This is a genomic window from Halomonas caseinilytica (assembly GCF_001662305.1).
Classification (GTDB): domain Bacteria; phylum Pseudomonadota; class Gammaproteobacteria; order Pseudomonadales; family Halomonadaceae; genus Halomonas; species Halomonas caseinilytica.
Genome location: NZ_BDEP01000015.1, coordinates 147,564 through 166,691 on the forward strand (window position 1 = coordinate 147,564; position 19,128 = coordinate 166,691).

18 protein-coding genes are annotated in these 19,128 nt (G+C 67.2%); 3 read left to right on the forward strand and 15 right to left on the reverse strand.

Annotated elements, in window-relative coordinates; all coding sequences use genetic code 11:
* Positions 1-55: 55 nt before the first annotated feature.
* On the forward strand, positions 56-274 hold the full coding sequence (locus tag A9O65_RS09425) for a hypothetical protein (protein WP_064697982.1): 219 nt from the start codon (positions 56-58) through the stop codon (positions 272-274).
* 104 nt (positions 275-378) lie between these two features.
* Here A9O65_RS09425 and A9O65_RS09430 read toward each other — a convergent pair whose 3' ends face one another.
* From A9O65_RS09430 to A9O65_RS09455, 6 genes are all read right to left on the reverse strand, one after another.
* Positions 379-1,791 carry a PhoH family protein gene (locus A9O65_RS09430; protein WP_064697983.1) on the reverse strand — a complete coding sequence of 471 codons (1,413 nt, stop codon included), beginning with the start codon at positions 1,789-1,791 and terminating at the stop codon, positions 379-381.
* 293 nt (positions 1,792-2,084) lie between these two features.
* Positions 2,085-2,459, reverse strand: a complete 375-nt coding sequence (gene nirD, locus A9O65_RS09435) for a nitrite reductase small subunit NirD (protein WP_064701978.1) — start codon at positions 2,457-2,459, stop codon at positions 2,085-2,087.
* 247 nt (positions 2,460-2,706) lie between these two features.
* On the reverse strand, positions 2,707-5,211 hold the full coding sequence (gene nirB / locus A9O65_RS09440; protein WP_064697985.1) for a nitrite reductase large subunit NirB: 2,505 nt from the start codon (positions 5,209-5,211) through the stop codon (positions 2,707-2,709).
* Positions 5,208-6,527 (reverse strand): NAD(P)/FAD-dependent oxidoreductase, encoded by a 1,320-nt coding sequence (locus A9O65_RS09445; RefSeq protein WP_064701979.1) that lies wholly within the window; start codon positions 6,525-6,527, stop codon positions 5,208-5,210. The genes nirB and A9O65_RS09445 overlap by 4 nt, the downstream gene beginning before the upstream one ends.
* Before the next feature lie 257 nt (positions 6,528-6,784).
* Positions 6,785-7,798, reverse strand: coding sequence for a CmpA/NrtA family ABC transporter substrate-binding protein (locus A9O65_RS09450; protein WP_064701980.1), 1,014 nt, complete (start codon positions 7,796-7,798; stop codon positions 6,785-6,787).
* A complete protein-coding gene (locus A9O65_RS09455; protein ID WP_064697988.1) occupies positions 7,795-8,388 on the reverse strand; it encodes an ANTAR domain-containing response regulator in 594 nt (197 codons plus the stop codon). The genes A9O65_RS09450 and A9O65_RS09455 overlap by 4 nt, the downstream gene beginning before the upstream one ends.
* Positions 8,389-8,786: 398 nt before the next feature.
* On the opposite strand from A9O65_RS09455, the gene A9O65_RS09460 reads away from it, so the two are divergent.
* Entirely contained in the window at positions 8,787-11,528 is a 2,742-nt protein-coding gene (locus A9O65_RS09460; protein WP_064701981.1) for a nitrate reductase, read from the forward strand.
* On the forward strand, positions 11,491-12,411 hold the full coding sequence (gene cobA, locus A9O65_RS09465) for a uroporphyrinogen-III C-methyltransferase (protein WP_064701982.1): 921 nt from the start codon (positions 11,491-11,493) through the stop codon (positions 12,409-12,411). The genes A9O65_RS09460 and cobA overlap by 38 nt, the downstream gene beginning before the upstream one ends.
* On the opposite strand, the gene A9O65_RS09470 is transcribed toward cobA, so the two are convergent.
* Genes A9O65_RS09470 through gspF form a run of 9 tightly spaced genes read right to left on the reverse strand, consistent with a single transcriptional unit; the run spans position 12,402 to position 19,089 of the window.
* A complete protein-coding gene (locus tag A9O65_RS09470) occupies positions 12,402-13,130 on the reverse strand; it encodes a hypothetical protein (RefSeq protein WP_064701983.1) in 729 nt (242 codons plus the stop codon). The two genes, cobA and A9O65_RS09470, sit on opposite strands and share 10 nt — an antisense overlap.
* Positions 13,127-13,600, reverse strand: a complete 474-nt coding sequence (locus A9O65_RS09475; protein ID WP_064701984.1) for a type II secretion system protein M — start codon at positions 13,598-13,600, stop codon at positions 13,127-13,129. The genes A9O65_RS09470 and A9O65_RS09475 overlap by 4 nt, the downstream gene beginning before the upstream one ends.
* Positions 13,597-14,823 carry a hypothetical protein gene (locus A9O65_RS09480; RefSeq protein ID WP_064701985.1) on the reverse strand — a complete coding sequence of 409 codons (1,227 nt, stop codon included), beginning with the start codon at positions 14,821-14,823 and terminating at the stop codon, positions 13,597-13,599. Before A9O65_RS09480 ends, A9O65_RS09475 begins: the two co-directional genes overlap by 4 nt.
* Positions 14,820-15,866, reverse strand: coding sequence for a type II secretion system minor pseudopilin GspK (gene gspK, locus A9O65_RS09485; protein ID WP_064701986.1), 1,047 nt, complete (start codon positions 15,864-15,866; stop codon positions 14,820-14,822). The genes A9O65_RS09480 and gspK overlap by 4 nt, the downstream gene beginning before the upstream one ends.
* A complete protein-coding gene (locus tag A9O65_RS09490; protein WP_064697995.1) occupies positions 15,863-16,462 on the reverse strand; it encodes a PulJ/GspJ family protein in 600 nt (199 codons plus the stop codon). The genes gspK and A9O65_RS09490 overlap by 4 nt, the downstream gene beginning before the upstream one ends.
* A 14-nt stretch (positions 16,463-16,476) precedes the next feature.
* Positions 16,477-16,848, reverse strand: coding sequence for a type II secretion system minor pseudopilin GspI (gspI, locus tag A9O65_RS09495; protein WP_064701987.1), 372 nt, complete (start codon positions 16,846-16,848; stop codon positions 16,477-16,479).
* Entirely contained in the window at positions 16,841-17,386 is a 546-nt protein-coding gene (locus tag A9O65_RS09500; RefSeq protein WP_139180646.1) for a prepilin-type N-terminal cleavage/methylation domain-containing protein, read from the reverse strand. The genes gspI and A9O65_RS09500 overlap by 8 nt, the downstream gene beginning before the upstream one ends.
* Positions 17,387-17,406: 20 nt before the next feature.
* Positions 17,407-17,850: a type II secretion system major pseudopilin GspG gene (gspG, locus tag A9O65_RS09505; RefSeq protein ID WP_064701989.1), complete on the reverse strand. Its 444-nt coding sequence runs from the start codon at positions 17,848-17,850 to the stop codon at positions 17,407-17,409.
* Positions 17,851-17,886: 36 nt separating this feature from the next.
* Entirely contained in the window at positions 17,887-19,089 is a 1,203-nt protein-coding gene (gene gspF / locus A9O65_RS09510) for a type II secretion system inner membrane protein GspF (protein ID WP_064697999.1), read from the reverse strand.
* Positions 19,090-19,128 lie beyond the last annotated feature (39 nt).

The window sequence follows — 19,128 nt, forward strand, 5'->3', positions numbered from 1 at the left end:
GGCATTGGGCCAGCCGCATGGATAACCGGCATGAACTGGCAAAGAGGAGACGCTCATGGCCTTATCGGAAGATTTACGTTTGCCCGTGGCCTGCCCGAATTGCGGCAGCCACCTGATGCGGGTCCCCAGTATCAAGAATCCCGACGACAAGGTGCACTGTGCGTCATGCCAGCGTTTTGTCTGCCTCTATCACGAGGCCTGCAAGGTACTGAAGCAAGGGCCGGGCAGCGACAGTGAGGCACTGATCGAGAAGGCGGTGAATCGCGGCGCCTGAAGCGTGTCGGATCGGAGTTCACGCGTTTTTCTTGAGGCAATGACATGAAGGGCCGGCGTCTTGCGCCGGCCCCTTGCATTGCAGGATCGCGATCCTGGCGATGTTCAGAGGAGTTCCTCGCCGGCGAGTGCCAGGCGTGAGCGTTCCACACTCATCAGCGTGACGTGACCGGCGTGGGCCCAGTCGCGAAAATGCTGCACGACAGCGGCCATGCCGCAGGTGTTGGCGGTGAGATAAGGCGTGTCGATCTGCCCCACGTTGCCCAGGCAGACGATCTTGGTGTTGCGCCCGGCGCGGGTGATCAGCGACTTGAGTTGCTTGGGCGTGAAGTTCTGTGCCTCGTCGATGATCAGAAAGGTGTCGTTGAGGGTTCGGCCACGCATGAACCCCGGGGCGCGAATCTGCACCCGGGAGCCGAGCAACTGGCGGGTGGCCTCCTGGTTCCAGGTGGTGCTGCCGTCGTGTTCGTCGCGCAGCAGGTTGTCCATGTTGTCGTGAAAGGCACCCATCCAGGGCGACATCTTCTCTTCCTCGGTACCGGGCAGGTAGCCGATGTCCTCGCTCATCGAGATCGGCGCCCGAGTGAAGACCACTCGCTCGAAGCGTTTGGTGTCCAGCGTCTGCTGAAAGGCGGCGGCGAGCGTCATGAAGGTCTTGCCGGTACCGGCGCTGCCGGCAATGGTGACCAGGTCGATGTCGTCGTCCATCAGCAGGTTGAGCGTGAAATTCTGGCGGCTGTCGTGGGCGTGGACGCCCCATACGCTGGCGCCGTGGCGATAGTCGGTGAGCAACTCGAGCTGGGCGTGTCGGGGGCTGACTTCACGCACCACGGCCTCGAAGCTGGCACCGTTGTCGTTGTCCGACACCAGCATGCCGAGGTGCCAGTCTTCCGGGATCTCGCCGGCGAGGCGATAGACCACTCGGTCGTCCTCGCGACTCACCTGGACGTCCGCACGCAGGGTTCCCCACAGGCCACTGCCGTCGTGGCCGGCTTCGGGATAGATGCGGGCGCCGCTGATCATGGCGTCGCTGTCGTCGAAGGCCCGGTCGGTGAGGTAATCCTCCACGGGTACGCCTAGCGCTGCCGCCTTGACCCTCAGGTTGATGTCCTTGGTGACCAGCACGACCGAAGCATCGGGGCGCTCGTCGCGCAGCCGGCAGGTCTCGGTGAGCAGCCGGTTGTCCGGACTGTCCTCGAGTGGGTCGAGCGGCTTGAGGTCGTTGTAGCAGAGCAGGCGAAGTCGGCCTTCGGGGCCGGTGAGACGAGGAATGGGAATGCCGTCGCGAATCTGGCCGATATCGACGTTGGCGGTGAGGTCGGAAAGGGTTCGGCTGACTTGCCGGGCGGTGCGAGCGATCTCGCGGATGCCGTTCTTGTGCTTGTCGAGTTCCTCGAGCACGGTCATCGGGATCACCACTTCGTGCTCGTCGAACTGGTAGAGGGCGGCGGGGTCGTGAATCAGGACATTGGTGTCCAGCACGTAAAGCCGGGTGGCTTTCTTGTCGATGCGTACCATCGGCGCAGCTCTCCTGATTGTCACCGGATCGGCGTCACCAACATGACGCCTCGATGTCGACACTGTCAGCGCAAAATGTCAGGTCTGTGACAGGGCGTGACGTGTCTCCCTGATCGCTAGTGTTCCTCCTTGTCGGGTCTCTATCGGGTTGGACATTGGATGGCGTCGAGGGTGCAATGATCGGCATTGTCGTCAACGCTTCCTTAGCATGGACCATATCGTCAAGTCTGCAAGTAGACGAGCCTTACGGCTACGTCAACGAACCGGGCCCGCCGGGTGGCGGGGCCGCGGTGTCAGGCTTGCACGAGGACGTGTCCGTCGCGCAGGGCGACGCGCCAGGTGCGCAGTCTGACCTGCTCGTCTTCCACGCACTGCCCGTCGCGCAACCTGAAGTGCTGCTTGTAGAGCGGCGAGGCCACGGCCGGCTCGCCCGCGACGTCGCCGATGATGCCGCGAGCGATGACATTGGCGCCGGAGAAGGGGTCGTGGTGGTCGATGGCATAGAGTTCCGGGGCGTGGCCGGGTAGGTAGAAGATCGCGACCTGGGCGGGGCCGTCACGAGTCTCGATGCGGGCGGCGATGCCGGAGTGGGCGACCAGGTCCTCCCTGGTGCACAGGGACTGCCAGTCGTTGGAGGTGATCAGGTCTTCTGCGGTGGCGGTGGTCATGGGAGAGCTCCTTGGTTGTTCGGGAAATCCCGGTTGTTCAGGAGACAGGCCGGTGGCCAGGATTTGCGGGCCTGAGCGGCCGGCGTCGACTTGCTCTCTCGGGGCTGATCCGTCGACAGGTCTTCGAGGAGGCGCTGTGAACCCATCCCTGGGCGCTACCTACGCGATTCATGGCGTAGGACCTCCTCTTCGACCTGTCCCCGGCGCCCCTCGTTGGTACGGGAACCAACCATAGCGAAAGCGCTGTTCAGGCGGGTCTGAGCTGGCCACGCTCCTCGGTCACGATGATGTCCGGGTCCGGCCGTTCGTCGTTGACGAAGCTGCGGAAGCGCTTGAGTTTCTCGGGGTCGGAAAGCGCGCCGGCCCACTCGCACTCGTAGTTGTCGATCACCGTCTGCATCTGGCGCTCGAGTTCATCGCCGAGCCCCAGGCTGTCGTCGATCACGACTTCCTTGAGATAGTCGAGCCCGCCTTCGAGGTTTTCGCGCCATACCGACGTGCGCTGCAGCCGATCGGCGGTACGCACGTAGAACATCAGGAAACGGTCGATGTAACGGATCAGGGTGTCGTCGTCGAGGTCAGTGGCGAACAGCTCGGCATGGCGCGGACGCATGCCGCCGTTGCCGCAAACATAGAGGTTCCAGCCGTGCTCGGTGGCGATCACGCCGACGTCCTTGCTCTGCGCCTCGGCGCACTCCCGGGTGCAGCCGGAAACGGCGAACTTGAGCTTATGCGGCGAACGCAGCCCCTTGTAGCGATTCTCTAGGCGGATCGCCATGCCCACGCTGTCCTGCACGCCGTAGCGGCACCAGGTGCTGCCCACGCAGGATTTCACCGTGCGGGTGGCCTTGCCGTAGGCATGGCCGGTCTCGAAGCCGGCCTCGATCAATTCGGCCCAGATGTCGGGTAATTGCTCGAGTCGAGCGCCGAAGAGATCGACGCGCTGACCGCCGGTGATCTTGGTGTACAGGCCGTATTTCTCGCCGACCTCGCCCAGCACGCGCAGCTTGCTCGGCGTGATCTCGCCGCCGGGAATGCGCGGTACTACCGAATAGGTGCCGTTCTTCTGCATATTGGCCATGAAGGTGTCATTGGTGTCTTGCAGGGGCACGTGGGCGGCGTCGGTGATCGGCTCGTTGAAGCAGGAGGCCAGGATCGAGGCCACCGCCGGCTTGCAGATGTCGCAGCCCAGGCCATGGCCGTGCTTTTCGATCAGCTCGCCGAAGGTCTTGATGCCCTCGACGCGCACGATCGAATAGAGCGCCTGGCGGGTATGGGCGAAGTGCTCGCAGATCGACTGGTCGACCTCGACGCCGCGCGCCTCCAGCTCGCTGTCGACCACGCTCTTGAGCAGGGCGGCACAGCCACCGCAGCCGGTACTTGCCTTGGTGGCGGCCTTGACCGCACCGAGATCGTCGCAGCCGGCGTCGATGGCCTCGCAGATCGCGCCCTTGGTAACGTTATGGCAGGAGCAGATCGAGGCCGTGTCGGGCAGGGCGTCGGGCCCCAGGGCGGGGGCGCCTTCGACATTGGGCAGGATCAGCGAGGCGGGATCCGCCGGCAATTCAAGGCCATTGGCGTAGTACTGCATCAGGGTGTCGTAGGTGGCGTTATCGCCGACCAGCATGGCGCCGAGCAGCTTCTTGCCGTCGCTGGAGACGACCAGCTTGCGGTATACCTGCTTGAGCTGGTCGAAGTAGCGGAACTGGCGGGCACCCGGCGAGCGGTCGCCGTGGGCATCGCCGATGGCGCCGACGTCGACGCCGAGCAGTTTCAGCTTGGTGCTCATGTCGGCACCCTCGAAGGTTAGCTCGCCACCGCACAGGGTGTCGGCGGCGGCCTTGGCCATCTGGTAACCCGGCGCCACCAGGCCGAAGATGCTGCCTTGCCAGAGGGCAACCTCGCCGACGGCGAGAATCGACGGATCGCTGGTCTGGCAGCGGTCATCGATGACCACGCCGCCGCGCTCGCCCATCGCCAGGCCGGCATGGCGGGCCAGTTCGTCCCTCGGACGAATGCCCGCCGAGAAGACGATCAGGTCGGTCTCCAGCCGCTTGTCGTCCTGGAACACCATGCGGTGTCGGCTGGTGTCGCCATTCTCGATGTGCTGGGTCGCCCGGTCGGTCAGTACCTGCACGCCCAGCGCCTCGATCTTCTCGCGCAGCAGCTCGCCGCCTTCGTGATCGACCTGCATGGGCATCAGGCGCGGCGCGAATTCCACCACGGCGGTGTCCAGGTCGAGTCCGCGCAGGGCATTGGCGGCTTCCAGGCCCAGCAGGCCGCCGCCGACCACCACGCCGGTGGTGGCCGAGCGTGCCGCCTCGCGGATGGCGTCGAGGTCGTCCAGAGTCCGGTAGACCAGGCAACCGTCACGGTCACCGCCGGGAATCGGCGGCACGAAAGGGTAGGAGCCGGTGGCCAGCACCAGGCGATCGTACGCATAACGCCCCTGGGGCGTGACCAGCTCCCGGGTGTTCCGGTCGATGTCGGTGACCGCTTCGTGCAGGTGCAGTTCGATGCCGTGCTCGGCGTAGTAGTCAGCGGTCGAAAGCGCCAGATCGTCGGCATCACGACCATTGAAGTACTCGGAAAGATGCACCCGGTCATAGGCCAGGTGGCGCTCTTCGCCGAATACCCGAATTCGGTAGTGCCGATGGGCGCCGCGTTCGATGAGCTGTTCGACGAGATGATGGCCGACCATGCCGTTGCCGACGATGATCAGGTTCTGGGGAGTGGCGTTCGATGCCTTCATGCGGCCTCCTGGTCGAGGGTGTCGGTGACATGTGGGGCGCCTGCTTCGTCGTCGAGCAGGGCCTCGGTATCGGCCTGGCCGAGCAGCAGGGTGCGACGCGCGGTGCCGAAGCGCATGCCGTCCCGGGAGCGGTCGAACAGCCAGGGGCCCATGGCGGTATCGCCGTAGAGTACGGCGCCGTCGATGCGACCATCGCGCAGCAGCAGGCGGCGATATTCGCCCTGTTCGGGATCGTGGTAGGTGAGCACATCATGCTCTGGCGTGGCCTCGATGGGCCCGAAGGCGTACAGCGACACGCCGCTGATCTTGAGCTTGGTGGCGGTCGGGCGATCGCGATAGCCGGGGCCGGCCTCGCCGGCCAGGCGGGCGGCGAGCACCTCGACCTGCTGCCAGATCGGTTCCACCAGTCCGAAGGTGCTCGAGCCGAACTGACAGCATTCGCCCAGGGCATGAATGGCGGCGTCCGAAGTGGTCAGCCACTCATCGACGCGGATGGCACGGTCGCAGTCGAGCCCGGCGGCACGCCCCGGCTCGACGTTGGGGGTGATGCCGGTGGCGATCACCACATGATCGGCGGCCAGCCGGGTGCCATCGGCGAGAATCACGGTACGCACTCGGCCCTGGCCGTTGTCTTCCAGCGCGCTCAAGTGGCCGTCGGTGATCACTTCCAGGCCTCGCGCCTCGAGTTCAACGCGCAACAGCCCTGCGGCGGTGGCGTCGAGCTGGCGGTTCATCAGGCGCGCGCTGCGCTGGATCACCCGAACCCGCATGCCGCGCTTGCGCAGCCCCTCGGCAGCTTCCAGGCCGAGCAGGCCGCCGCCGATGACCACGGCGCGGCCGCCGTGTCGAGCGGCCTGGGCCAGGGCCTCGGCGTCGCCCAGGTCGCGGAACCCATGCACGCCATCAAGGGTCACGCCGGGCACCGGCGGCATGGCGGAACGCGAGCCGGTAGCCAGCACCAGTCGGTCGTAGTCGAGGCTCGCACCCCGGTCGGTGGTCACCCGGCGTGCTTCGCGGTCGATGGCGGTGACGCGCTCGCCGAGCCGGGTCTCGATGCGTGTGCCGGTCTGTGTGGTCGCGGCGTGCTCGGGCAGGCGCAGGGCATCGCGCTGCATTTCGCCGGCCAGCCAGGGCGACAGCAGGATACGGTTGTAGGCGTGGCTGGTTTCCTCGCCGATGACGGTGATCCGGCGGGGCGCCCGGGGCTTGTCGCAGAGTGTCGCGACCAGGCGGTGGGCGGCCATGCCGTTGCCGACGATCACCAGGTGATCGATGGGAGCTCGGTCGTCGGTGCTGATGGTGGCATTGGGTCGCATATCGCAACCTCCTGAAAACGCAAAAAGACGTCTCCGCGCTCCCCGGCATCGGGGGCGCTGAGACGTCTTTGTCCGAAAGCGTGGCGATCGCCGTTGATCGCCGGGGGCCGGTCCGTGGCAAAGGAGCTCGCGGATCGGCGTTGTTCGCTCAAGCGTCTTTCAAGTTCTACGCCATTTTCTTGATAGTGCTTTTATATCATTTGGTTAGGCCGCATCGAGGAGGCTGTTCAGCTGTTACCTGTCGTGTCCCGTGCACGTCATTGGTGCGTGGCGGCATCGAAATGCGCGGGGCTGTAGCAGGTCGAGAGGGTGCGCATGTCGAGCAGGCGACCGTGTTTTCGCATGTGCTGGTCGAGGTGCTCGGCCACATGGGACATGATCTCGGCGGTCGGGCGGGGGCCGCCGACGAGGCTCTGCCAGGCCGGCGGAGCATCGGGCGCCAGGCTCTCGAGATGCGCGACGCTGTGATCCAGGTAAGGCGGCAGCACCAGCCAGCTCTGGGCACGTCGGGCATGTTCCGGCGAGGCGCCGAGCCACTGGCTGGCCTTGTGCAGCGCACGGATCATTGCCGCCAGGGTAGTGGGATAGCGCAGCGCCCAGGAGGCGGTCACGCCCAGGACCTTCTCGGGGTGCGCCGGCCATAGCTGGGCGCCGCTGGCGACGATACGCCCGACGTCGCGATGCCGGGCCAGGCTGCCCCAGGGCTCGCCGACGCAGAACCCGTCGATCTCGCCGTTTTCCAGCGCCTCGACCATACGTGGCGGGGGCAGGGCTCCCAGCGTCACCTGTCGATCGATGTCGATATCGGCACCGGCCAGCCATTCGCGCAGTTGATAGTGCTGGCAGGAGTAGGGATAGACCATCGCCAGCCTGGGCGGCTCGCCGCGGTGGGTGTGCAGTCGGGCGGCGAAGCGGCGGGCATTGTCGCGCGGATCGTGCTCCTCGCCGATATCGTTCATGCCCTCGGACCAGTGCCGCGACAGCACGATGGTGTTGCCGCCACGACCGAGGATGAACGGCGCCAGGGTCTCGCAGGGAGCGCGCGACAGGCCGAGGCTCATGGCCAATGGCAGGGGCGAGAGCATGTGGGCACCGTCGAGCAGGCCGGAGGCGACCTTGTCGCGCAGTGTCGACCAGGCATTTTCGCGCGATAGGGCGACTTCGAGCCCTTCGTCGGCGAAGAAGCCGGCCTCGCGGGCGATGATCGGCAGGGCGGCGTCGAGCAGGGGGATGAATCCCAGCGTCAGTCGTTCGAGTTCGGGCGCGTTCATCGTCCCTTCTCCAGTTGTTCGAGGATGTCGATCACGTTGTTGGCCACGTCGCCGATACGCTGACCGCGGTCCATGGCCAGCTTGCGCAGCATGCGATAGGCCTGGGGTTCGTCACAGTCCTGATGCTTCATCAACAGGCCCTTGGCGCGTTCGATGCGTTTGCGTTCGGCCAGTTGGGTGCGGGCCTGGTCCAGTTCGCGGCGCATCGACTGGAAGGATTCGAAGCGGGCGATGGCGACTTCCATGACCGCCTTGACCCGGCCCGGTACCAGACCGTCCACCACATAGGCGCTGACGCCGGACTTGAGCGCGGCCTGCATGGTCTCGGGGTCATGCTGGTCGGCGAAGAACACCACCGGACGCGGGTTCTCGCGGTTGAGCAGCGACATGCTGTCGAGGGTGTCGCGGTCGGGGGATTCCATGTCGATGATCACTACATCGGGTTGATGGCGGGCGACCATCTCGTTGAGGCTCGTCGGGGCCTGCAGGCGACAGATGACCTCGTGGCCCTCGTTGGCGAGGGCTTCCTCGACCATGGCGGCCCGCACGATCTCGTCGTCGACCAGAAGGACTTTCAAGGGCTGAGGCATGGTGGCGTAGCTCGTTGCATAGGGGCGTTTCCCGATCGGTTGCAAGATGCGTTCCAGTTGCTGGAACTCCTGGTGAACGCCGGCAAAGTGTTGGCCCGATGGCATGGGCAGGAAGTGTGGCGGGCGGGTGTTGCACCGAGTCGGTGCGGGCGGGGTGGCGAGATGCGCCCGAGCTGTGCGGCGAGCTGCTGTCCGCCGGCGGCGAGATCGTCGCGGCACGCGGTATTCCGGGGGTTGGGCATTCCTGGCACGGGGCTTGCTAGATAACCGGTGACCAGGATGGATCAAGGGTGATCCGTTCATCGGCAAAGACGCCCACCGCTTCTCCGCAGCTTCGGTTGCCGTGAGGCGGTGGGCGTCGTCGTTTCGGCAGTCGTCCACGACGGGAGGATAGCGTCATGTCCAGGGCCTCAACGCAAGACGCACGCACCACATGCCCTTATTGCGGGGTCGGTTGTGGCGTGCGTGCCGAGATGCACGATGGGCGGATCATCGCCGTCGAGGGCGATGTCGAGCATCCGGCCAATCATGGCCGTTTGTGCGTCAAGGGCTCGGCACTGCACGAGACGCTCGGTGACCGGGGGCGACTCACGCGCCCGCGGCTGGATGGTGCCGAGGTCGACTGGGACACGGCCCTGGACGCCGTGGCCGAGCGCCTGGCCGAGACGCAGCGCGAGCACGGCCCAGAAGCCCTGGCCGGCTATCTCTCCGGGCAATTGCTCACCGAGGACTATTACGTCGCCAACAAGCTGTTCAAGGGTTTTCTCGGCACGCCGCATCTGGATACCAACTCGCGGCTTTGCATGGCCTCGGCGGTGGCCGCCTACAAGCGCTCGCTGGGGGCCGATGCCGTACCCTGCAACTACGAGGACCTGGAGGATGCCGAGCTGGTGGTGCTGGCGGGCTCGAACCTGGCCTGGAATCACCCGGTGTTGTTCCAGCGCCTGCGCGTCGCCAAGACGCGCAACCCCTTGCTGCGAGTGGTGGTGATCGATCCGCGCATCACCGACACCTGCGAGCTGGCCGATCTCTATCTGGGCGTGCGTCCCGGCAGCGATGCTCGCCTGTTCACCGGGCTGTTGGCCTGGATGGCCGAGCGGGGCAAGCTCGATCGCGTCTATCTGGAACGCCACACGCGCGGGGTGGAGGAAGCCCTGGCCGAGGCCCGTCAGGACGATGTCTCGGTCGAGGCCATCGCCGCCGACTGCGATGTCGACCCCGAGCGCCTGGAGACCTTCTTCTACTGGTTCGCCAGCCAGCTCCACGTGGTGACGCTGTATTCCCAGGGCATCAACCAGTCGAGCAGTGGTACCGACAAGTGCCAGGCGATTATCAATTGCCACCTGGCAGGCGGCAAGATCGGCCTGCCCGGCGCCGGTCCCTTCTCCATCACCGGCCAGCCCAATGCCATGGGAGGGCGCGAAGTGGGCGGCTTGGCCAACCAGCTAGCCGCCCATATGGATTACCATAGCCCCGGCGCCCTGGAGCGGGTGACGCGCTTCTGGAGCACCGACTCGCTCGTCCCGCATCTCCCGGAAGGGCCGGGGCACAAGGCGGTGGCGCTGTTCGAGGCCATCGAGCGCGGCGAGATCCGGGCGGTGTGGATCATGGCCACCAATCCCACGGTCAGCTTGCCCGACGCTCGTCGCGTACGCGCGGCGCTGGCCCACTGTCCGCTGGTGATCGTCTCGGAGTGCATGGCCGATACCGATCTGCTGGAGGTGGCCGACATCGTGCTGCCGGCCTCCGGCTGGTCGGAAAAGGACGGCACCGTGACCAACTCCGAGCGCCGCATCTCGCGCCAGCGCGGCCTGATGGCGCCACCGGGCGAGGCCCGTCATGACTGGTGGATCATCAGCGAAGTGGCGCGACGCCTGGGCTTCGGCGAGGCCTTCGACTATGCGCATCCGGCCGATATCTTCGTCGAACATGCGCGCCTGTCCGGCTTCGAGAACGAGGGCGACGGGCGGCGCTGCTTCGATATCTCGGCGCTGGCCGAGCTCGACCGCCAGGGCTATGACACCCTGGCACCGATCCAGTGGCCGGTAACGCGCCAGGCGCCGCGGGGAACACCACGCCTGTTCGAGGACGGTCATTTTGCCACGCCCGATGGCCGGGCTCGGCTGGTGCCAGTGTCACCACACGGCCCCGTCCAGGCCCTCGGCGAGCACCGCCGCTTTCGCCTCAACACTGGTCGGGTGCGCGACCAGTGGCACACCATGACGCGCACCGCTCGGGCGCCACGGCTGATGAACCACCGTAGCGAGCCCTTCATCGAGGTGCATCCCGAGGACGCCCGTGAGCTGGGCCTGACCGATCAGGGGCTGGCGCGACTCGAGGGCGAGGGTGGTGACTACCGGGGGCGGGTTCGCATCTCGCCGGCGCAGCGGCGCGGCGAACTGTTCGTACCCATCCACTGGAGCGATCGTTTCAGCGCCTCGGCGCTGGCCGGTGCACTGCTGGCGTCGCATGTCGATCCGCTGTCCGGTCAGCCCGAGTCGAAGCACGGCGCCGTGGCCCTGGCGGCATTACCCAGCGCCTGGGAGGCCACCCTGGTGGTCGCCGCCGATCTCGACGTGGGCGCGCGGGTGTACCGGGAGACCGGCTACTGGGCGCGGATTCCCATGGCCCATGCCGAACGCTGGCAACTGGCCGGCGCCCCTGCCGCCGCCGAGCGCGACTGGCTGGCCTGGCTGGCCGAGATCCTGCCGGTGGCGGCCTCGCTGTGGTGCGATGATCCGGCCGACGGTCGGCTGCGTGCCGCGGGCATCGAGGCGGGGTGCCTGCGCTGGTGGTTGATGGTCGGTCCGCCGGCCGAACTGCCGGGACTGGCCTGGCTCGATGAACGCTTCGCCGAAGCCGCCGAGGGCATCGCCCTGGAAGTGGGCCAGCGGCGCCGCATCCTGGCCGCCTGCGAGGACGGCGCCGCCGACGATGGCCCCCTGGTGTGCAGTTGTCATCAGGTCGGCCAGGGCGCCATCACCTCGGCGATCCGCGAGGGCGATACCAGCGTCGAGGCACTGGGCGCCCGACTGGCCTGTGGCACCCAGTGTGGTAGCTGCATTCCCGAACTGAAATCACTCATCGAAGAGGAGAGGGCCCATGCGTCTCATCCCGTCCCTGATGTCGAGCCGGCTTGAGGGCATCCTGCGCCCCGTGGATTCGCTGGCGCGTGTGGCCCTCTCATGGTGGGAGTCCTGGCGCCCGTGGCGCGATGCGTACAATGCTGCGGGGCGTCGTCATGGTTGCCGGACCGGCCGGGTGTTTCTGGTTGGTGCCGGCAGCGGCGATGTCGAACTTCTGACTCTCAAGGCCGCCCGCCTGCTGCGCGACGCCGATGCCGTGGTCTACGATCGCCTGGTGGGCGACGAGATTCTGTCTCTGATTCCCGCCGGACGCGAGCGCTACTACGTGGGCAAGGCGCGGGGGCAGCACAGTGTCGCCCAGGCCGAGATCGGTGCGCTGATGGTGCGCCTGGCCGGCGAGGGCAAGCGGGTCATCAGGCTGAAGGGTGGCGACCCCGGCATCTTCGGGCGCATGGGCGAGGAACTGGCCGCGCTGGATGCCGCGGGGGTCGACAGCGAGATCGTGCCTGGTATCACCGCTGCCTCGGCGGCCTGCGCGAGCATGGGCATTCCGCTCACCGATCGCGGCCATGCCCAGCAGCTTCGCCTGATCACCGCCCAGCAGTGTCGCGAAGGGGGCGAGCCGGACTGGTCCGCCCTGGCACGCCGCGACGAAACCCTGGTGTTCTACATGGGACTGTCCCGCGTCGAGGCCATCTGCAACGGCCTGCGCGGCGCCGGGCTGCCCGACGACTGGCCGATCATACTGGTTGCCAATGCCAGCCTGCCCGGGCAGGAGGCGCTCGTCGGCACCCTGGCCGACATGTCCGAACGGCTTGCCGCCCATCCGCTGCCGTCGCCCTGCCTGATCATCGTGGGTAGCGTGGTGCGCCTCGCCGAGGCGCGCCGGCTGGTCGACACGGCGATGATGCACCGCGAGGATGCCGCCTACCACTGACGCGATTGCTCGCCGGGCGTCACGCTCGGGTCGAGCAGTCGCCAGTAGGTGAGCAAGGGATGATCGGCCGGAAGCCGGGCGTTCAGTTCACCATGACCGCCAAGCAGCGAGTGAGTCGCACGCAGCCGCGCATCTTCTGGCTCGCCGAGCGTGAAGTGCCACGCATCCTGGCCCTGGGCGCAGGCGAGGCTCAAGGTCGCCCGTTCCAGGGGAACGATCTCGGGGGCCTTCAATTGCAGGGAGGGGCCGGTGAGCTGCCCTTCGGCTGCCAGGCAACCGCCCGGGCCCATCCGGCCCTCCAATTGTCCTTCCAGCCTGCCGTCGAGGCCGATGCCGGAGCCCACCGGCAGCGCTGAGGTATCGAGGGCCGCGAGATCCCCTCCCTCGAGCCGCCAGGCCACGCTCAGACCCTCCAGTCGCGCGTCGAGCGCCCAGCCGTCGCCGATGCCCAGGTGCAGTTCAGGGCGCCAGCCATCCAGTCCCAGGTGCCAGTTCAGCGGTTCGAATCTCAGGGGCCAGCCGGGGCGGGGCTCGACGATCAGCGCCGTGGCCCGGCCATCCAGCAGCCGACCGCGCGGCTCTTCCAGGTCGACTCCCTCGGGGAGGTTGGCCGCGATGAGGCCTGACAGGGCGCTGAGCGGCAGGGTGAGCAGTAGGGTCAGACAGAAAATGCCGATGATGAGGATGGCCTGGGCCGCCCGGCCGATGTAGCGCTTCATGGCGTGGCCTCATCCTGTTTGGCGATGGGCTGGCGCTCGAGCTCCGCCACCAGGGTCATCTCCAGCGCCAGGCCGCCGTCCGATTCCCGTGCCAGCGACCATTCGGTGGTCCACCAGCCATGCTGCGCCGCCCAGCGGGCGAAGGTCGTGATGGTCTGTGGCTGTGGCACTCGCCCCTGAAGGTGCAGGCCATGGGCTTGCGATTCCAAGCGCGGCGCGTCGATGCCGTGGCGTTCGGCGGCGGCCAGCCAGCGTTCCTGCGCCAGTGGCTGGATGGCCGGAAGACGGGAGGCGGCCGCCGGCGGTGGAGCAGCGTCGGTAATGTCGATAGCGCCCAGCCGCGAGATGGCCAGATAGCCGAGCAGCAGAACAATGATGCCGGCGCCGATGGCCAGGGTCCGGCGCTCCCTGGGTTCGCGAGACAGCCAGGCCTGTTGCAGTGGCGAGAGCAGGGATATCAACGCACTCATGGTGTTTGTCCCCCTTGTTCGGTAGCGGACAGGTCGAGTTCCAGGGTCAGTTGCGTCGGCGTATCGGTGAGTTGCCCCAAGCCGGCGAGCCGGGAGCGCAGGGCCTCCCGTTCGGTTGCGCTCAGCGCCTCCGAGGACCAGCTCAGGCGCATCCGTTGGCCCGAGACCTCAAGCTGTTGCAGCCAGGCTTGGTTGGGCAGGTCACTCAGGGCGGCCAGCCGTTGCTCGATGTGAGCGCGGCGTTGGGCCAGGTCGGCCAGGGCCGAGGTCCGTTCTGCCAGGCGCCGGCTGGCGTCGTCCGCACTGGCGGGCGTTGATATGAAGCGGGCAGACAATTGCCGCTCGGCCGCTTCACGGGTGGATTGCTGGCCTTGCCAGGCGACGAGCCGGCCATGCAGCAGGAGCAGTGCCACGATCAGTCCACAGCGGCGCAGCGGCAGCCAGGCCCTCGCGCCTGCGAGCGAGATCGGCAGACGACGGCTGGATCTGCCCCGGCCCGACTGCGGTGCGAGGCGTGGCAAGCGATGGGGCAGGTGACGACCGAGGAACGCCAGCCAGGCCAGGGTGTCTTCGTCGTCGAGGGGCTGGTACCACTCGCGTTTGGTCAGGGGCGGGGGCAAAGGCGCCTGGCGTGGCCAGGTCAGCCAATGGCAGCGTCCCGGCGTCTTGTCCTGTGCGGTGTCATGCCAGCGCAGCATCCAGTCGTCACCGGCCGGTAGCGCACAGATGGCATGCTCGGGGGGATCGGGCTGTCCCAGGAAGGCCGGCGCCCAGGCCATGGGGGCCAGTCCGGCTCGGGCCAGCGTGGTCTGCCAGCCGTGCAGTAGCGAGCGCGAGACGCCGACCAGTATCAGGCGACCCTGGCGATGGCCGAGTCGTTCCAGAACCAGAGGCTCGTCATTGCCCGGGTCGCAGCGGTGCCGGTCAACCAGCAATGGCCACTCGTCTCGCTTGATGCCTTTGGGCGCGGTGAGCTCGAATCGGGTGACCGAGGCCGGTGGCAGCACTAGAACCGGGTCGTGACCGGCCGATGTCATGGCATCACTCAAGGGCTCGCCCGGTGTCCAGTGGCCGCCTGTCGGTGGTGTCATCTCGTCGACCAGGGTCCAGTACCAGGGGCCCTCAGGATCCTGGGTCGCGCCGGGGGGCATCAGCAGCAACCGGGGCCGGGGCAACTGGCGGCCGCGTTGAATGCGAGGGAGTCGTCTCGGCATCGCTATCATGAAGACTCCTCGGGTGCAGGTGTCGGGAAAGGAGGAGGAAGAGCGTCACCGCGATGGCGCTGCAGGACCCGGACCCGGGCGGCGGGGGCCCGGGGTTGCCAGGGGCTCACCCCTTCGGCTTGGAGCAGTCGCACATAGCGGTACTGGCGGTCGCCTATCTCGACCCGGATATGCAGGCGCAGCAGGTCCGGCGTCAGGGTCAGGCGACGGGCGAGTTCGTCGAAGTCGTCGGGATTGCCCAGGGCGCGGCGCACGGCATCGATGCCCTGGTAGCCGGCCGCGGGGCGCGATCTCAGCAGGCGCTCGAGCCGGCCACGTGGAACTTGGCCCTCGAGCAAGGCATCGAGCAAGGCGATCCGTTCGGCGGACAGGCTGTTGAGATTGAGGGTTATGGGGCCGGTATCCGGGTAGGCACAGAGTCCTGCCGGCAGGTGCCGCGCGCGGCGGCTGTCGAGCGGTGCCAGCCAGTTGACCTCGCTGATGTCGGTGAGGGGGGCATTGGCGGCGGTGCGTGGCCCGAGGCCGGGACGGACGTCATCGGCGTAGTCGGGACCGTCGAGGCTGCCGGAGCGGGCCACGCCGTCGGGGTCTATCCAGTCAATCAATCGGGAAAGGAAGGCACGGGTCGAAAGCCCTGCCACGGAGCGTCCCTGTTGATCGAGGTAATAGGTCAACTGGCGTGCGGCCAGCGCCGTATCGCCGGCTAGCGCATTGAGATTGAGGCAGCCGCGCAGGTCCTCGACGTTGAGGTGAATCTGGCCATGATCGGTGGGGTAGGACAGCGAGCGCCCGCTCAGGCTTTGCCACCACAGGCCCGCCTGGCGTACGGCAGCGTCGGTCAAGGCTCGGCGGGCGATCACCTCGGCGCCTTGCGCATAGAAGTCGGCCTGGGTCTGCGCCTGCAGCTCGCTCAGGCGGGCCAGGTCTCGGGAGCCCTGTTCGCTCAGGCTCGTCAGGGTCAGGCTGATCAGTGCCAGGCACAGCAGCACCATCAGCAGGGCGGCGCCGTCCTGTCGTGTCGTGGCGGGGAACCGGCGCTTCATGGTTGAACCTCCGGCAGTCGCACGATGACGTCGTGTTCTCGGCCATGACGCTGCCAGCGCAAGCGCAGTCCACGTACCGTCCGAGCGTTGGCGGTGGTCGGCGTCTGACGCCACTGACCATGTTCATGAAAGGCGATCTCGACGGTCTCGATGCCGGTCAGCCGGGCCTCCCTCTGCCACTGCGGCGTGTTCAGGGCATCGAGCAGACCGGCGGAGGCCAGTTGCAGCTCGCCGCGCTCGAGATCCCAGCTCAGGCGCTGGCGGCGCAAGCGACTGACGCGGTCGCCCAGCGCGACGGGCTCGCCGACCAGCGCGACCCATTCCAGCACGCCCGGTTCGGGGCGGTAGTCGAGTCGATGGTTGAGCAGTGGTTGCCCGCCTTCATGCAGGGAGCGGCTCACCAGGGCCTGGAGGCGGTCTTCCAGACGGCGGGCGAAGCGCATGTCCTGGCGCTCGTCGGGCGGGGTGGCGAAGCGTTCCTCGGTGCTGACCAGGCCATTGACCAGCCCCGCCACGGCGACGCCGATCAGGGCCGTCAGGGCGATGGCGATGACCACCTCGAGCAGCGTGAAGCCGGCCTGGCGATGCTCGTTCATGGGCCGATTCACGCTCATGGCGCCAGGAACACCGTGAAGTCGAGGCTGTGCGGCGCCGGCAAGGGCTCGCTGGCCACGCTCAGAGTGCCGCGGCGCAACTGCTTGACCGGCGTGCTGACCACTTCCAGGCGCCAATGGCAGTCATTGCCGGTCAAGTGCCGCCGTCCTTCATGGGTGCCCACGCTCGGCCAGTAGCCGGCGAGACGGAACTCGTTGTTCAGGGCGCGGGCGCACATCACCAGCGGCAATCGCTCGCGTTCCAGCTGAGCCGTGCGGGTTCGCTGATGCACGGCCTGACTGACCATGGCGGCGATCAGCGCCAGGATGAACAGTGCCACCATGACCTCGAGCAGCGTGAAGCCGTCAGCGTTGCGGGACTCAGCCATTGTCGCGTTCCGTGGCGTGCGTCGTCTCTCCCGCCGTGGCGTCGCGTATCCCCAGCAGGTCGATGACCAGGTGGCGGTGTCGCTCGTCTGCGCTCAGCTCGAGGCGACCACCCAGTACCTCGCCATCCGGCCACCAGATGAGCCAGGGGGTCGCGGGAGAGATGGGAGAGACGGGATGACGCCGCAGGGCGATGTCGAGCTGCCAGCGTCTTGGCGGCAGTGACGGCGTCTCGAGACGCTGCCAGGTGGTGTCGCCCGGTTCGCGGGTCACGAACGCGTATCCCGTGTCGCTGGGCCGCAGGCCGATGGCTCGTTGCTGTTCCATGGCCTGGATGGCAGCCCGTTCGAGGTCGATGCGCAGCCGCTCCCGGGCGCTGTCGAGGCTCGGTTCGCTACCGCCTTCCAGCCAGGCCACGCTGAGCCCGGTCAGCGCGGCAATGATCGTCATCACGATCAACACTTCCAGCAGGCTGAAGCCCGACTGGTCGCCGGCCTGGCAATGCCGTGACGGGCGCTGGTGCATGGCAACCGGACTCAAGAGCGATGTCCTCCTCGGGCTTAGAGCATCCAGTTGCCGATATCGGCATCGTTGCCTTCGCCCCCGGGCTTTCGGTCGGCGCCCAGGCTGAAGACATCGAAGCGGCCGTGTTCGCCGGGGCTGCGGTAGTCGTAGGGATGGCCCCAGGGATCGTCCGGCAGTCGACGCACATAGCTTTCCTGTCGGTAGTTGGTCGGCAGCGGTTCCTGGCGAGGTGCCTCGACCAGCGCTTGGAGCCCCTGGTCGGTTGTGGGGTAGCGGTGGTTGTCGAGCCGGTACATGTCGAGGGCCTGTTCCAGGGTGGCGATATCGGCCTTGGCTTTCTGTTGCATGGCCTTGTCCTGGTTGCTGAGCACATTGGGCGCGACGATGGCGACCAGCAGACCGAGGATGAAGATCACGACCATGATCTCGAGCAGGGTGAAGCCGGCCTGGGCGTTGGGGGAATGGCGTGACGGTGTCATGGGATGCCTCCGGGTGGGTGGTGGAACGATGTCTGACTAGATCGCCATGGCGCTGTTGAGACTCATGATCGGCAGCAGGATGGCCAGGACGATGGTGAGAACGACGCCGCCCATGACCAGAATGATCAGGGGCTCGAAGAGCGCCAGCGCCATGTCGATGCGTCGCGAGAAGGTGCTTTCCTGGGTCGTGGCGATGCGCTCCAGCATCTCGCCGAGGCGGCCGCTGGATTCGCCGCTGGCGACCATGTGCAGTAGGGTCGGGGAGAAGCGTCCGGTGTCGGCCAGGGCGCGATGCAGGCTGATCCCGCTGGTGACGGCGTCCTCGACCTCGCCGAGATGCTGGCGCAGGCAGGCATTGGCCAGGGTGTCGCGGCTGACCCGCAAGGCATCGACCAGCGGGATGCCGCTCAGGGTGAGAATCGCCAGGGTGCGCGTCAGGCGGGCGCTGTCGAGCAGCAGCAGGAGCTCGCCCAGGCGCGGCAGCCTCAGCAGGCGGCGGTCGACGCTCAGGCGGATGGCGGGGCGGCGCAAGGCTCGGGCGACGATCGGGCCGACGATCAGCAGGACGACCAGCAGCCAGGGGCCGGCACGCTGCATGAGGTCGGCCAGGGCGATCAGGGTGCTGGTCAGCCACGGCAGGGTCATGTCGGAGCGCTCGAACTGGGCGGCGAGGCGCGGTACGACATAGGTCATCAGGCCGCTGACCACGCCGACCGAGACCAGTATCAGAACCAGCGGATAGATCAGCGCGCCCTTGGCCTTCTGGCGTTGCCGCTGACTGCGTTCGAGATGATCCGCCAGGCGCTCGAGCACCTGAGGCAACTGGCCGGCGCGCTCTCCCGCGGCGACCAGGGCCACGTAGAGCGGGTCGAAGCTGGCCGGGTGCGCCTTGAGGCTGTCGGCCAGGCTGTACCCCTCGCGAATCCGGTTGACCAGCGAGAGCAGCAACACGCGTGCCGTTTCGCGGTCGGCCTGAGTGGCGAGTGCCTCTAGGGCCTGGCCGACAGGAATGCCGGCATCGATCAGGGTGGCCAACTGACGCGTCAGCAGCGTCAGGCGTTCGGTATCGAGACGCTGGCCTCGCCGGCGTTGTCGAGCCCCCCGCACTTCTTGCAGGCGACGGGCAAACAGGCCCCTGTCGGAAAGCAGCTCGCGGGCATGGGGCTCGTTCTCGGCCTGGATGACGTCGCGCCGGCGGCGTCCCTCGGCATCCAGCGCCAGGTAGCGATAGGTCGGCATCAGCGGGCGCTCCTCCGATCGGCGGTGAAGGCTCCGGTG